The sequence below is a fragment of the Agrobacterium radiobacter genome (assembly GCF_040801995.1).
Lineage (GTDB): Bacteria > Pseudomonadota > Alphaproteobacteria > Rhizobiales > Rhizobiaceae > Agrobacterium > Agrobacterium radiobacter.
The window spans coordinates 816,669-830,408 of the sequence record NZ_JBEGHX010000002.1 but is presented as its reverse complement, the minus strand read 5'-3'; the positions used below and the strand labels follow the sequence as shown (position 1 = coordinate 830,408).

Here is a 13,740-nt window from a genome sequence, read left to right as displayed (position 1 = left end):
AAACGATGAAGGGCAGCCTTACCACATCCGCGATCGTGCACGCGTCGCTTCTGGCTTTCGCCCTCGTTTCCCTGGGCTCGCCGGAACCGCTTGACGTGTCGCAGGCCGAGGCCCTGCCTGTCGAGCTGGTGCCGATCGAGGAATTGACCCAGATCCAGCAGGGTGACAAGAAGGCACCGAAGGCCGAAAAGTCCGCTCCTGTTCCGACCACACGTCCTGACATCATCGAGAACGCCCAGAATGTCGGCAACAACACGGCCGATCTTGACGCGCCCCCGACGCCTACCACCAAGCCTAACGACAATATTAGCGCGGCGGCTCCGCCCAAGCAGGAGAAGCCGCAGCCGGTCGTCGATACCAAGGCGAACGAGGTGAAGGAAATCGTCAAGGAAGAAACCTCGGCTCCCAAGCCGCAGGAAATGGCCGCCTTGCCGCAGACCAAGCCTGAAATCGCGCCGCAGCCGAAGACGGAACCGCCGCCGCAGGAAACCAAGGCCGAAGAGCCGCCGCCGGCAACGCAGGAGCCGGCCGAAATTCCCGTGCCGCAGAACGTGCCGCGTCCGAATTCCCGCCCGGAGCCGCCGAAGCCGGAGGAGCCGAAGCAGGCCGAGACCAAGCCCGCCGAGCAGAAGCCCGCGGAAAAACCGGCCGAGACCAAGCCCGATCAGGCGAAATCCACCGATAAGCCTTCCGACAAGAAGCCGGGCGAGAAGAAGCAGGAGACTGCAAAATCCGCCTCTTCGAAGGAAAGCGATTTCAACGCTGACGATGTTGCAGCGCTTTTGAACAAGCAGGCGCCTTCCGGCGGCGGCGCCAAGCGCTCCACCCAGCAGGCGGCCCTTGGCGGCAAGAAATCGACCGGCGGCTCTACACTCAGCCAGACGGAAATGGATGCGCTGCGCGGCGCAATCCAGAAAAACTGGCAGATCATTCCCGGCATGGCGGATGCCTCGGACGTTCGCGTCCGGGTCACCATGAAGCTTGACCGTGATGGAACCATCATCGGTCGGCCCGAGATCGAGGCAACCGGCGGTTCGGAAGGAACGCGCCGTGCTCTTTCCGGCGGAGCCTATCGCGCCATCATGCGTTCTGCTCCGTTCACGAACCTTCCTGCCGACAAATATGACGCATGGAACGAAGTCGTCGTGAACTTCGATCCCAGTGAATTGCTATGAATGCTGAAAGGCCTGGCAACATGAAGATATTTTCGCCGATCCGGCTGGTGCTCGCTGTCGCGGCCCTCATGTCGGTTTTCTCCGCACCGGCTTTTGCGCGGGTGGAAATCAACATCAACAAGGGCAATGTCGAGCCGCTGCCTATCGCCATCACCGACTTCATGTCGAGCGATGGTATCGGTGCGCAGGTTTCCGCGGTCATCGCCGCCGACCTGCAGCGTTCCGGCCTCTTCGCGCCGGTCAACAAGAACGCCTTCATCGAAAAGATCAGCAATCCGGATCAGCAGCCGCGTTTCGAGGACTGGAAGGTCATCAACGCCCAGGCGCTCGTGACCGGCCGTGTCACGCGTGAAAGCGATGGCCGCCTGCGCGCCGAGTTCCGCCTGTGGGATACTTTCGCAGGCCAGCAGATGACCGGCCAGCAGTTCTTCACGCAGCCGGAAAACTGGCGCCGTGTCGCCCACATCATCGCCGACGCGATCTATGAGCGTGTCACCGGTGAAAAGGGTTACTTCGACACCCGCGTCGTTTTCGTCTCCGAAAGCGGCCCGAAAACCGCCCGCAAGCGCCAGCTCTCGATCATGGATCAGGACGGCTTCAACGTCCGCAATCTTACCAACTCGAACGACATCGTTCTGACGCCGCGTTTTTCGCCGAACCGTCAGGAAGTGACCTACATGTCCTTCGAAGGCCAGCAGCCGCGCGTTTACCTGCTGCAGCTGGAAACCGGACAGCGCGAAGTGGTCGGCAACTTCCCCGGCATGACGTTCTCGCCGCGCTTCTCTCCTGATGGCCAGAAGGTCATCATGAGCCTGCAGCAGGATGGCAATGCCAATATCTACACCATGGACCTGCGCTCGCGCACCACGACGCGGCTGACCAATACGTCGGCGATCGATACGGCGCCGTCCTATTCGCCTGATGGTCAGCGTGTCGCCTTCGAAAGCGACCGCGGCGGCCGCCAGCAGATCTACGTCATGAATGCCGATGGTTCCGGCCAGCAGCGCGTCTCCTTCGGTGATGGTTCCTATTCCACGCCGGTCTGGTCCCCGCGCGGCGATCTGATCGCCTTCACCAAGCAGTCGGGCGGCAAGTTCTCGATCGGCGTGATGAAGACCGACGGTTCGGGCGAGCGCATTCTGACCAGCGGGTTCCACAATGAAGGCCCGACCTGGGCGCCGAACGGCCGCGTGCTGATGTTCTTCCGCCAGAACGCCGGTGCCGGTGGTCCGCAGCTCTATTCGATCGACCTGACGGGATATAACGAACAGCTCATCAAGACGCCGACCTTCGCTTCGGATCCGGCATGGTCGCCGCTTCTGGACTGATATGACTGTCATGATGGCGCCAGCATGAACCGGCGCCATCATGTTTTACCTGATACCATGGGGAAGTGTGCCTCTTTCTTGCCGCAAAGTGTTGTGAGGGAGCAAAAAACTGGGACATTTTCTTTCTGTTAACCATAAGCGTTTGCCGGCTATTAACCGCGATCAGTTAGTGTCCGGAAACGTTATTGAAATCCTAAGGAGAGACCGGCGATGAGCCGTACACACATTTCGGCACTCAGCCCCATGCAGAAACTGGCCCGTAACCCGGCTGTCATCGCCATGACGCTCGCGCTTGCTCTCGCAGGCTGCGCGAACAAGAAGAACATGCCGAACAGCGCCGGTGAACTCGGCCTTGGTGGCGCGGGCTCCGCAACGCCGGGCTCCCAGCAGGACTTCACGGTCAATGTCGGCGACCGCATCTTCTTCGACACTGACTCCACCTCGATCCGCGCCGACGCCCAGCAGACCCTGCAGCGCCAGGCCCAGTGGCTCGCCCGTTATCCGAACTACGCCATCACCGTTGAAGGCCATGCCGACGAACGCGGTACGCGTGAATACAACCTTGCGCTCGGCGCCCGTCGTGCGGCTGCAACCCGCGACTTCCTGGCTTCCCAGGGCGTTCCGGCAAACCGCATGAAGACGATCTCCTACGGCAAGGAAAAGCCGGTCGCGGTTTGCGACGACATTTCCTGCTGGTCGCAGAACCGCCGCGCCGTGACGGTTCTCGGTGGCGCGGGCATGTGATTGCCTGACGTTATTGTGATCTTGAATGGGAGGCGGTCTTCGGGCCGCCTTTTGTTTTTTTCATAGTTTGGCCGAAGTTAAGTTGCTTTTTCGGTTGATATGGAAAAAATCCGGCTTGCGCCATTCCGGTGCAAATCAGTTAAGGCAGGACGAATGAGATGAAGAAACTTGTCGTGGCGGGAATGCTGGGGCTTGCAGCCTGCACCGGCTTGAGCGGCGCAGCCGTTTCGGGTCCGCTGTTCGGTGCGGGGGGTAGTTTCGGCACGATCAACTCTCAACAGCAGCTCCCGGTCGTCCGGGTTCAGGCCAATGAAGCCTATCGGGTTCAGCAGCTTGAAGAACAGATCCGGCAGCTCAATGGCCGTATCGAAGAAATGAGCTTCCAGCTTCTGCAGATGCAGGAAACGATCCGCAAGGCGCAGGAAGACAACGAGTTCCGCTTCCAGGAACTGGAAGGCGGCAATGCCGGCGGCAAGGGTGCAAGCCCGACCGCTGCACCGAAAAAGAAGGCGGAAGCCAGTCCGGTCAATCCGGCCTCGCCGCCGACCGACGACGTTGCAACGATCATCGAAACGCCACCCGAGGGTGGCGCTTCCGTTTCTCCCTCTGCTCCCTCCAGTGCTCCGACAGGCGCACCGGGAGAGACGACGCTCGGCTCGATCGAGCTTGATTCCAAGGGAATGCCGATTGGCGGCACGCTCAATTCCGGCGCCAGTAATTCCTCCGGCAACCTTCCCGGTGTGACCACCGGCAACAGCGCCCGCAAGACCGATCCTGTCAACACGGCGGCGCTGACCAGCGAAGGCGACATCTATCAGGCCGCCTACGGCCATGTCCTTTCCGGTGACTACAAGCTGGCGGAACAGGGTTTCCAGCAATATCTGCAGGGTTACCCCAAAGGCACCAAGGCCGCCGATGCGAGCTTCTGGCTGGGCGAGGCGCAATATTCCCAGGGCAAGTTCAACGAGGCCGCCAAGACCTTCCTGAACGGCCATCAGGCCTATGGCAAGTCTCCGAAAGCGCCGGAAATGCTGATGAAGCTCGGCATGTCACTTGCCGCTCTCGACAATACTGAAACCGCCTGCGCCACGCTGCGCGAGGTGCCGAAGCGCTATCCCAATGCTTCGAAGACCGTGCTGACCAAGGTCGCCAGCGAACAGAAACGGCTGAGCTGCTGATTTTCCCCTGCCATGGCGGGTATTTCCATGCCGGTTGATGCCCGCACTCCGAATGAAAAGACAGTTGCGCCGCTCGCGGCGGCACAGTTTTTTGTCGGAAATCTACAAAACCCCGCCCATATCCTCGTCGCAATCTCCGGCGGCAGTGATTCCACCGGCCTGTTGCTGGCATTGCATGAGGCAACGGCGGGAGTGGGTAAGGACCGTTTGCGGCTTTCCGCCGTCACGGTCGACCATGCGCTGAGAGCGGAATCCGCCGATGAGGCGTGCAAGGTCGCCATGCTCTGCGCCGAACTTGGCATCCCCCACGTTACCCGCCGGTGGGATGGTGCCAAACCGGCCTCCGGCCTTTCCGAAGCCTCCCGACTTGCCCGCTACCGCCTGATTGCCGAGGTCGCCCTTGAGACTGGCGCCGATCTTGTCGTGACGGGGCATACAATCGGCGACCAGCGTGAAACCGTGGCGATGCGCGCCGCCCGCAACGGCGGCAGTAATAATCTCGGTCTATCCGGCATGGCGGACGCGGTTTTATACGATAGCCGCTACTGGGTCATGCGGCCGTTCCTGATGTGTGAGAGGCAGGCGATCCGTGACTATGTATCGTCCCGCGAGCGCGGGTGGCTTGACGATCCGAGCAATGAAAATATCAGATATGAGCGGGTGCGTGTTCGGCAGGCGCTTCCCGTCTCCCCCGCGTTGATCGATGCGGAGGTCTCTTTCAAAAGACGGGCGCTTTCCGACAAAACAGCCGTTTTCCTGCGCGATCACACGCAGATTTTCCATGCTGCTCTCGCCAGACTGGCCGACGATGCCGTCAATCCCGATCTTCCCGAGTTCCGGCACGGGTTGGCGGCGCTGATCGCCATCCTTGGCGGAAGGGCATATTTTCCGGCCGCAAGCGGCATGGAGCGCGTTTTGCGGTTTCTCAAAACGGGTGAAAACGGACGAATGACAGTCGGCCGTGTTCTTCTCGATCGGCGGCGGGATGGGCTTTATTTGTTGCGCGAGCAGCGAAACCTGCCGGAGCTTCATGTCGGCGCGCATCAGCAAGGGCTGTGGGACGATCGTTTCCTTGTGAAGAATGGATCGGCTTTTCCAATCCTTGTCAAAGCGGGCAGGGTTGGTGATGCCGTGGAAATGGCCGCGCATTTTCCGTCGGTGCCATCAGGGGTGACAAAACCGGCGATGGCGGGTCTGCCGCAAATTGCCGCAGCGGCCGAAGGGGAGGTTTCCATGCCGCAGGCCGTCACCATCACGCCGAGGCTTGCACCTTTCGATCTTTTCCTGCCGCGCTTCGACCTTGAGTTGGCAAATGCAATCGCCAATTTATTCGGACGGACGGCCTATCCACAGCCACCGGTTTAAATCCGGCCTCTTTTTCGTGAATTGCCATGGAAGAGTTTTTACACCAAAACGCATCAGATAACGCGCTTTGCCTTGGCAACGGCGGATGTCGTCCTTATGTTAGGGGCACATAATAGCGGGCAGCAGATATGCCCGTGTGAGTTCGGGGAGTTCGATGAACCCAAATTTCAGAAATTTCGCCTTGTGGGCCGTGATCGCCCTCTTGCTGATCGCGCTGTTCAGCATGTTCCAGACCTCGCCGACGCAAACGGGCTCGCGGGAAATCCCGTACTCCCAGTTTCTTCGCGATGTGGATTCCGGGCGAGTTCGCGACGTGACCGTCACCGGTAACCGGGTTCTCGGAACCTATACCGAAAACGGCACGGCCTTTCAGACCTATTCCCCCGTCATCGACGACAGCCTGATGGAGCGCTTGCAGAGCAAGAACGTCACCATCGTCGCGCGTCCCGAAAGCGATGGTTCCTCCGGTTTTCTGAGCTATCTCGGCACGCTTCTGCCGATGTTCCTCATTCTCGGCGTCTGGCTGTTCTTCATGCGGCAGATGCAGGGCGGTTCCCGTGGCGCGATGGGCTTTGGCAAGTCCAAGGCCAAGCTTCTGACGGAAGCGCATGGCCGCGTGACGTTTGATGACGTCGCAGGTGTGGACGAAGCCAAGCAGGACCTCGAGGAAATCGTGGAATTCCTGCGCGACCCGCAGAAGTTCCAGCGCCTCGGCGGCAAGATTCCGCGCGGCGTGCTGCTTGTTGGCCCTCCGGGTACCGGTAAGACGCTTCTGGCGCGTTCCGTCGCCGGCGAAGCCAATGTGCCGTTCTTCACCATTTCCGGTTCGGACTTCGTGGAAATGTTCGTCGGCGTCGGCGCAAGCCGCGTGCGTGACATGTTCGAGCAGGCTAAGAAGAATGCACCCTGCATCATCTTCATCGACGAAATCGACGCTGTCGGCCGCCATCGCGGCGCCGGTCTTGGCGGCGGTAACGACGAGCGCGAGCAGACACTGAACCAGCTGCTGGTCGAGATGGACGGTTTCGAGGCGAATGAAGGCATCATCCTCATCGCTGCCACCAACCGTCCCGATGTTCTTGACCCCGCACTTCTGCGTCCAGGCCGTTTCGACCGTCAGGTCGTCGTGCCGAACCCTGATATCGTTGGCCGCGAGCGCATCCTCAAGGTGCATATCCGCAACGTGCCGCTGGCGCCGAATGTCGATCTCAAGATTCTGGCCCGCGGCACTCCCGGTTTTTCCGGTGCGGACCTCATGAACCTCGTCAACGAAGCCGCCCTGATGGCTGCCCGCCGCAACAAGCGCGTGGTCACCATGCAGGAATTCGAAGACGCCAAGGACAAGATCATGATGGGTGCGGAGCGCCGTTCCTCCGCCATGACCGAGGCCGAAAAGAAGCTGACGGCCTATCACGAAGCCGGCCATGCCATCACCGCGCTGAAGGTTGCCGTGGCCGATCCGTTGCACAAGGCGACGATCATTCCGCGCGGCCGTGCACTGGGTATGGTTATGCAGCTGCCGGAAGGCGACCGCTATTCCATGAGCTACAAGTGGATGGTGTCGCGCCTGGTCATCATGATGGGTGGCCGCGTTGCCGAGGAATTGACCTTCGGCAAGGAGAACATCACGTCAGGCGCGTCTTCGGATATCGAGCAGGCCACCAAGCTTGCCCGCGCCATGGTCACGCAATGGGGCTTCTCCGACGCTCTCGGCCAGGTGGCCTATGGTGAGAACCAGCAGGAAGTCTTCCTCGGCCATTCCGTCTCTCAGTCGAAGAACGTCTCCGAGGCGACGGCGCAGACGATCGACACCGAAGTCCGACGTCTGATCGACGAGGCCTATACCGAGGCACGGCGTATCCTCACGGATAACCACGATGGCTTTGTCGCAATTGCCGAGGGTCTTCTCGAATACGAAACCCTGACGGGCGACGAGATCAAGGCGCTGCTGAGGGGTGAGAAGCCGGCGCGCGATCTGGGTGACGATTCTCCGGGCAGCCGTGGTTCGGCGGTGCCGAAAGCCGGCGCCAAGAAGGACGGCCCGAGCGAAGCGAAGGGTGACGGTGAGGCCGAAGGCGGCATGGAGCCGCAGCCGCATTGATCGTCCGGGCATGTTAGAAATTGTAAAAGGCCATCCGGGTTTCCGGGTGGCCTTTTCATTTTGGTAACAAGATATAAGCCATTTTTGCGGTAATTTACGTGCTGTTTATCGTGGTTTGTGGCATCTAGCCAAAAACGCTTCCGGCTGTTTTCAGCTTTTGCCGGAATGCCCGAAAGATTTGGAGTTCAAATGGCACGCCGTTATTTCGGAACCGATGGTATCCGCGGACAATCGAACGTATTCCCCATGACGCCTGATCTGGCGATGCGTGTGGGCATTGCCGTTGGAACGATCTTCCGCCGGGGCCATCATCGTCATCGCGTGGTCATCGGCAAGGATACGCGGCTTTCCGGCTATATGCTGGAGAACGCACTGGTTGCCGGTTTCACCGCCGCCGGCCTTGATGTCTTCCTGCTCGGCCCCATCCCGACGCCCGCCGTTGCCATGCTGACCCGGTCGCTACGTGCCGATATCGGCGTGATGATCTCGGCTTCGCACAATCCCTTCTCCGATAACGGCATCAAGCTTTTCGGACCTGACGGATACAAGCTTTCCGACGAGCTGGAGCTGGAGATCGAGGATCTTCTCGACAAGGATATCTACGCCCAGCTCGCCAAGCCGAGCGAGATCGGCCGCGCCAAGCGCGTGGATGGTGACATCTATCGTTATATCGAATTCGTCAAACGCACCCTGCCGCGCGATGTGACGCTGAGCGGGCTTCGGATCGCGATCGACTGCGCCAATGGCGCTGCCTACAAGGTCGCACCCGCTGCGCTCTGGGAACTCGGCGCGGAAGTCGTCACGATCGGCAATGAGCCGAACGGCATCAACATCAATCTCGAATGTGGCTCCACCCATCCGGAAGCTCTGCAGAAGAAGGTGCATGAAGTGCGGGCCGATATCGGCATTGCTCTCGACGGTGATGCGGACCGTGTCATCATCGTCGATGAGCGCGGCGAGATCGTCGATGGTGACCAGCTGATGGCTGTCATCGCTGATAGCTGGGCCGCCGACAACACGCTGCGCGGCGGCGGCATCGTCGCGACTGTCATGTCCAATCTCGGGCTGGAGCGCTTCCTCGGCGACAAGGGCCTCACCCTTGCCCGCACCAAGGTGGGCGACCGTTATGTCGTCGAGCACATGCGCAACCACAATTTCAACGTCGGCGGTGAACAGTCCGGCCATATCGTGCTGTCGGACTACGGCACGACGGGCGATGGCCTCGTCGCGGCATTGCAGGTTCTCGCCAAGGTCAAGCGCTCCGGCCTCACGGTCAGCGAAGTCTGCCGCAAGTTCGAGCCGGTGCCGCAGCTTTTGAAGAACGTGCGTATCTCCGGCGGCAAGCCGCTGGAAAATCCTGTTGTGCAGCAGGCGATTGCGGATGCGGAAAGCGCATTGGCCAATAATGGCCGCCTCGTCATCCGCCCCTCCGGCACCGAGCCGCTGATCCGCGTCATGGCGGAAGGTGATGACAGCGCGCAGGTGGAGCAGATCGTCAACGATCTCGTCGGCGTCATTGCCAATGCTCGCTCGGCCGCGTGAGCCGAGGCGTCAGTAATGTCCTAACAAAGCCGGCTGCCCAGCCGGCTTTTTCTTTGCGTATTTGCTAATAAATATAGTGAATGATCGTGGTTAATCGGGACTTAACCATTTTACGTCAATCTCCATGACTGAACAGTTCACTGGCATCTGCTGCCGAAAACGCACGTGCCTCTTCTGGAGTGGAAGTCATGAAAAACGCCCTGGCCGGATTTCTGGCCGTCCTGCTGACCGGTACCAGCGCTATCGCTGCCGATCTTTATCAAGCCGAACCCGCACCGGCCTATGTCGAGGCCCCCGAGGTCGCGATCACCCAGGCGAGCGGCTGGTATCTGCGCGGCGATGTCGGTTATTCCTTCAACAAGCTGCGCGGCGCCCATTATTATCAGGGTGGCCCGGGTGGCTATCTACAGGATTTTGATACAGCGACAATCAAGGACAGCTATGTCATCGGCGGCGGTGTCGGTTATCAGTTCAACAACTATTTCCGCAGTGACGTGACCTTTGACTATATGGGCAAATCGGATTTCAGAGGCTCCACGAGCGGCTTCTGTGGCTCTGTTCCCGGTCGTTGCGTCTCGGCGGATCTTAGCTCCCTGCGAGCCTACACGCTGATGGCCAACGCCTATGTCGATCTCGGCACCTATGGCCGCGTCACACCCTATGTGGGCGGCGGTATCGGCGGCTCTTACGTGAAATGGGACAAGCTGCGCAACACGTCGTGCAGCGTCAATGGCCTTGGCTGCGACCCGACCACCGAACATGGCGGCAAGGGCAAGTGGCGCTTTGCCTACGCTCTGATGGCCGGTGCGTCCATTGACGTCACCTGTAACCTGAAGGCCGATATCGGCTACCGTTTCCGCCACATCAACAAGGGCGATATGTTCGCTTATGAGAATGGCGGCGGTCCGGGCCGTGACAAGGGCCTTTATTCACATGAAGTGCGCGTCGGCGGCCGTTATGTCTTCAATGGCTGCGACACTGCGCAATACATGCCGCCCGCTGATATTCCGCTGCAGCCTGCCGTTTATAAATAAACGTCACGCACCGCTGGTACTTTCAGACCGTCCGCATCCTCCGGGTGCGGGCGGTTTTGTTTTACCGGCATCGGACACCGCGCATGACGCATATGGACCAAAATTCTTCTGCGCAGCGACATATTCCGCTTGACTGGGATCGGCGACAGGAATAGCAACGGCGTCAGGACACCTCTCCCTAACGAGAGGCGCCTATCTGAAAGGGTAGTTAAATGACAGATATAGTGAAGCCGGACGTGCGTCCGGGCAATACGCATTTTTCCTCTGGTCCCTGCTCGAAGCGTCCCGGTTGGTCGCTAGATGCTCTCTCCGATGCACCGCTCGGTCGCTCGCATCGCGCCAAGGTTGGCAAAGCCAAGCTGAAGCAGGCCATCGATCTCACCCGTGAAATTCTTGATGTTCCTGCCGATTATCGCATCGGCATCGTTCCCGCATCCGACACCGGCGCTGTTGAAATGGCGCTCTGGTCGCTTCTCGGTGAACGGGGCGTTGACATGCTCGCCTGGGAGAGCTTCGGCGCTGGCTGGGTTACCGACGTCATCAAGCAGCTTAAGCTGCGGGACGTGCGCAAGTTCGAGGCCGATTACGGTCTGCTGCCGAATCTCGCCGAAGTCGATTTCGACCGTGACGTCGTCTTCACCTGGAACGGCACCACCTCTGGCGTTCGCGTTCCCAATGCCGACTTCATCCCTGCCGACCGTAAGGGCCTGACCATCTGCGACGCCACCTCGGCGGCCTTCGCGCAGGACATGGACTTTACGAAACTCGACGTCGTCACCTTCTCCTGGCAGAAGGTTCTGGGCGGCGAGGGCGGCCATGGCGTCATCATTCTTTCGCCCCGCGCCGTCGAGCGCCTGCTGAGCTACGCGCCGGCATGGCCGCTGCCGAAAATCTTCCGCATGGTCTCCGGCGGCAAGCTGATCGAAGGAATCTTCACCGGCGAAACCATCAACACCCCATCCATGCTCTGCGTGGAAGATTACATCGACGCACTGCTCTGGGCGAAGAACCTCGGTGGCCTTAATGCGCTGATCGGCCGTGCCGACGCCAACGCCAAGGTCATCTACGACTTCATCGAGAAGAATGACTGGATCGCCAATCTGGCCGTCAAGCCGGAAACCCGCTCCAACACCTCCGTCTGCCTGAAGATCGTTGATCCCGAGGTGCAGGCGCTGGATGCGGCCGCACAGGCCGATTTCGCCAAGGGCGTCGTCGCCCTGCTCGAAAAGGAAAATGTCGCCCTCGATATCGGCGCTTACCGTGACGCACCGTCCGGTCTGCGCATCTGGGCCGGCGCGACCATCGAGACGGCCGATATGGAAGCCGTCATGCCCTGGCTCGCCTGGGCTTACCAGACGCAGAAGGCAGCACTTTCCAAGGCTGCCGCCTGATTTTGATACCGGCCCTGCGCTGATGCAGGGCCGCACATTCCCCGCTTTCAAAACTGCACCGCTTTTCAAGGAGCCCGTGAACCATGGCACCTCGCGTACTCGTATCCGACGAACTGTCGGAAACCGCCGTCCAGATTTTCCGTGATCGTGGCGTCGAAGTCGATTTCCAGCCGAAGCTCGGCAAGGACAAGGACAAACTTGCCGAAATCATCGGCAATTACGATGGTCTGGCCATTCGTTCCGCTACCAAGGCGACCGAAAAGCTGATCGAGGCGGCAACCAACCTCAAGGTCATCGGCCGGGCCGGCATCGGCGTCGACAATGTCGATATTCCGGCGGCATCGCGCCGCGGTATCATCGTCATGAACACGCCGTTCGGCAACTCCATCACCACTGCCGAACATGCCATCGCGCTGATGTTTGCCGTTGCGCGCCAGCTTCCGGCCGCCGACAGCTCTACGCAGGCCGGCAAGTGGGAAAAGTCGAAATTCATGGGTGTCGAAATCACCGGCAAGACGCTCGGCGTCATCGGCGCCGGCAATATCGGCTCCATCGTCTGCTCGCGTGCGCTTGGTCTCAAGATGCATGTTCTGGCCTACGACCCCTTCCTGTCGCCGGAGCGCGCGCAGGAAATGGGCGTCACCAAGGTTGAGCTCGACGAACTGCTGGCGCAGGCCGATTTCATCACCCTGCATGTGCCGATGACTGACAAGACGCGCGGCATCCTCAATGCCGAAAACCTTGCCAAGACCAAGAAGGGCGTGCGTATCGTCAACTGCGCCCGTGGCGGTCTGGTGGATGAAGCGGCTCTTGCCGAAGCCATCAAGTCCGGCCATGTCGCCGGCGCCGGTTTTGACGTGTTCGAAGTCGAACCCGCCACCGAAAGCCCGCTTTTCGGCCTGCCAAACGTCGTCTGCACGCCGCATCTCGGCGCTTCGACCACGGAAGCACAGGAAAACGTCGCTCTTCAGGTTGCCGAGCAGATGTCGGATTATCTGGTCAAGGGTGCCGTCTCCAACGCCATCAACATGCCGTCGATCACGGCTGAGGAAGCACCGCGCCTGAAGCCTTTCATCCGTCTGGCGGATGTTCTCGGCTCCTTCGTCGGTCAGGTGCAGGAAAGCGCCACCAAGGAAATCGAAATCCTTTATGATGGCGCAACCGCCAACATGAACACCAAGGCGCTGACCAGCGCCCTTCTGGCCGGCCTGATCCGCAGCCAGGTTGCGGATGTGAACATGGTTTCGGCCCCGGTCATGATCAAGGAAAAGGGCATCATCCTTTCTGAAGTCAAGCGCGACAAGACCGGTGTTTACGACGGTTACATCAAGCTGACGGTCAAGACCGAAAACCAGATACGCTCGGTTGCCGGCACGGTGTTCTCGGATGGCAAGCCGCGCTTCATCCAGATCAAGAACATCAACATGGATGCGGATGTCGGATCGCACATGATCTACATCACCAACACCGACGTTCCCGGCATGATCGGCTTCATGGGCACCACGCTCGGCGAAGCTGGCGTTAACATCGCCAACTTCCAGCTCGGCCGTGAAAAGGAAGGCGGCGACGCCATCGCGCTGCTCTATGTTGACGGCCCGGTTTCCGAAGAGGTGCTGGACAAGCTGCGCGCCAACCCGGCCATCCGCCAGGTCAAGCCGCTGACGTTTAACGTCGACTGATCTATCGTTCCTCCCAAGGGGACAATAAGGACCGGTGCAGGGGCAACCCTGCGCCGGTTTTTGTTTCTCCAGTTGCCCATTTTATGGCAATCCGCGCCGGTCTCGCGCCTCGGTTGCATATCACAAAAAATTTAAGCCGAGTGGTCTAAAAATGATGATCATGAGTTGCTATATCGCCTGCTGAGATGCCGCTCATGGGAGGG

At 59.9% G+C, this 13,740-nt stretch carries 10 protein-coding genes; all 10 read left to right on the top strand.

Annotated features, from left to right (window positions below):
- Positions 1 to 5: 5 nt before the first annotated feature.
- The 10 genes from MRBLRC7O_RS17700 to serA all read left to right on the top strand — a co-directional run bounded on the left by MRBLRC7O_RS17700 (position 6) and on the right by serA (position 13,537).
- Positions 6 to 1,175 carry a cell envelope integrity protein TolA gene (locus MRBLRC7O_RS17700; protein ID WP_060723155.1) on the top strand — a complete coding sequence of 390 codons (1,170 nt, stop codon included), beginning with the start codon at positions 6 to 8 and terminating at the stop codon, positions 1,173 to 1,175.
- A gap of 20 nt (positions 1,176 to 1,195) precedes the next feature.
- Complete coding sequence (gene tolB, locus MRBLRC7O_RS17695; protein ID WP_003506242.1) at positions 1,196 to 2,503, top strand: Tol-Pal system beta propeller repeat protein TolB; 1,308 nt, start codon at positions 1,196 to 1,198, stop codon at positions 2,501 to 2,503.
- 210 nt (positions 2,504 to 2,713) lie between these two features.
- On the top strand, positions 2,714 to 3,247 hold the full coding sequence (pal, locus tag MRBLRC7O_RS17690; RefSeq protein ID WP_003506243.1) for a peptidoglycan-associated lipoprotein Pal: 534 nt from the start codon (positions 2,714 to 2,716) through the stop codon (positions 3,245 to 3,247).
- Between the two features lie 158 nt (positions 3,248 to 3,405).
- Positions 3,406 to 4,425 carry a tol-pal system protein YbgF gene (ybgF, locus tag MRBLRC7O_RS17685; RefSeq protein WP_003506245.1) on the top strand — a complete coding sequence of 340 codons (1,020 nt, stop codon included), beginning with the start codon at positions 3,406 to 3,408 and terminating at the stop codon, positions 4,423 to 4,425.
- Positions 4,426 to 4,437: 12 nt separating this feature from the next.
- The gene (gene tilS, locus MRBLRC7O_RS17680; protein ID WP_003506248.1) at positions 4,438 to 5,790 is read left to right on the top strand and encodes a tRNA lysidine(34) synthetase TilS; all 1,353 of its coding nucleotides are present in this window, start codon (positions 4,438 to 4,440) and stop codon (positions 5,788 to 5,790) included.
- A 154-nt stretch (positions 5,791 to 5,944) separates the two neighbouring features.
- Positions 5,945 to 7,891 (top strand): ATP-dependent zinc metalloprotease FtsH, encoded by a 1,947-nt coding sequence (ftsH, locus tag MRBLRC7O_RS17675; RefSeq protein WP_003506249.1) that lies wholly within the window; start codon positions 5,945 to 5,947, stop codon positions 7,889 to 7,891.
- Between the two features lie 189 nt (positions 7,892 to 8,080).
- A complete protein-coding gene (glmM, locus tag MRBLRC7O_RS17670; RefSeq protein WP_003506251.1) occupies positions 8,081 to 9,433 on the top strand; it encodes a phosphoglucosamine mutase in 1,353 nt (450 codons plus the stop codon).
- A 188-nt stretch (positions 9,434 to 9,621) separates the two neighbouring features.
- Complete coding sequence (locus MRBLRC7O_RS17665; RefSeq protein WP_003506253.1) at positions 9,622 to 10,467, top strand: outer membrane protein; 846 nt, start codon at positions 9,622 to 9,624, stop codon at positions 10,465 to 10,467.
- A 212-nt stretch (positions 10,468 to 10,679) separates the two neighbouring features.
- On the top strand, positions 10,680 to 11,858 hold the full coding sequence (locus MRBLRC7O_RS17660; protein ID WP_080866989.1) for a phosphoserine transaminase: 1,179 nt from the start codon (positions 10,680 to 10,682) through the stop codon (positions 11,856 to 11,858).
- An 83-nt stretch (positions 11,859 to 11,941) separates the two neighbouring features.
- Positions 11,942 to 13,537, top strand: a complete 1,596-nt coding sequence (gene serA, locus MRBLRC7O_RS17655; protein ID WP_003506257.1) for a phosphoglycerate dehydrogenase — start codon at positions 11,942 to 11,944, stop codon at positions 13,535 to 13,537.
- Positions 13,538 to 13,740 lie beyond the last annotated feature (203 nt).

What these genes read in the sequence shown, in the direction of transcription:
- MRBLRC7O_RS17660 (WP_080866989.1), top strand. Translation starts at nt 10,680, where the DNA reads ATGACAGATATAGTGAAGCCGGACGTGCGTCCGGGCAATACGCATTTT.
- MRBLRC7O_RS17700 (WP_060723155.1), top strand. Translation starts at nt 6, where the DNA reads ATGAAGGGCAGCCTTACCACATCCGCGATCGTGCACGCGTCGCTTCTG.
- tilS (WP_003506248.1), top strand. Translation starts at nt 4,438, where the DNA reads ATGGCGGGTATTTCCATGCCGGTTGATGCCCGCACTCCGAATGAAAAG.
- ftsH (WP_003506249.1), top strand. Translation starts at nt 5,945, where the DNA reads ATGAACCCAAATTTCAGAAATTTCGCCTTGTGGGCCGTGATCGCCCTC.
- serA (WP_003506257.1), top strand. Translation starts at nt 11,942, where the DNA reads ATGGCACCTCGCGTACTCGTATCCGACGAACTGTCGGAAACCGCCGTC.
- glmM (WP_003506251.1), top strand. Translation starts at nt 8,081, where the DNA reads ATGGCACGCCGTTATTTCGGAACCGATGGTATCCGCGGACAATCGAAC.
- MRBLRC7O_RS17665 (WP_003506253.1), top strand. Translation starts at nt 9,622, where the DNA reads ATGAAAAACGCCCTGGCCGGATTTCTGGCCGTCCTGCTGACCGGTACC.
- tolB (WP_003506242.1), top strand. Translation starts at nt 1,196, where the DNA reads ATGAAGATATTTTCGCCGATCCGGCTGGTGCTCGCTGTCGCGGCCCTC.
- pal (WP_003506243.1), top strand. Translation starts at nt 2,714, where the DNA reads ATGAGCCGTACACACATTTCGGCACTCAGCCCCATGCAGAAACTGGCC.
- ybgF (WP_003506245.1), top strand. Translation starts at nt 3,406, where the DNA reads ATGAAGAAACTTGTCGTGGCGGGAATGCTGGGGCTTGCAGCCTGCACC.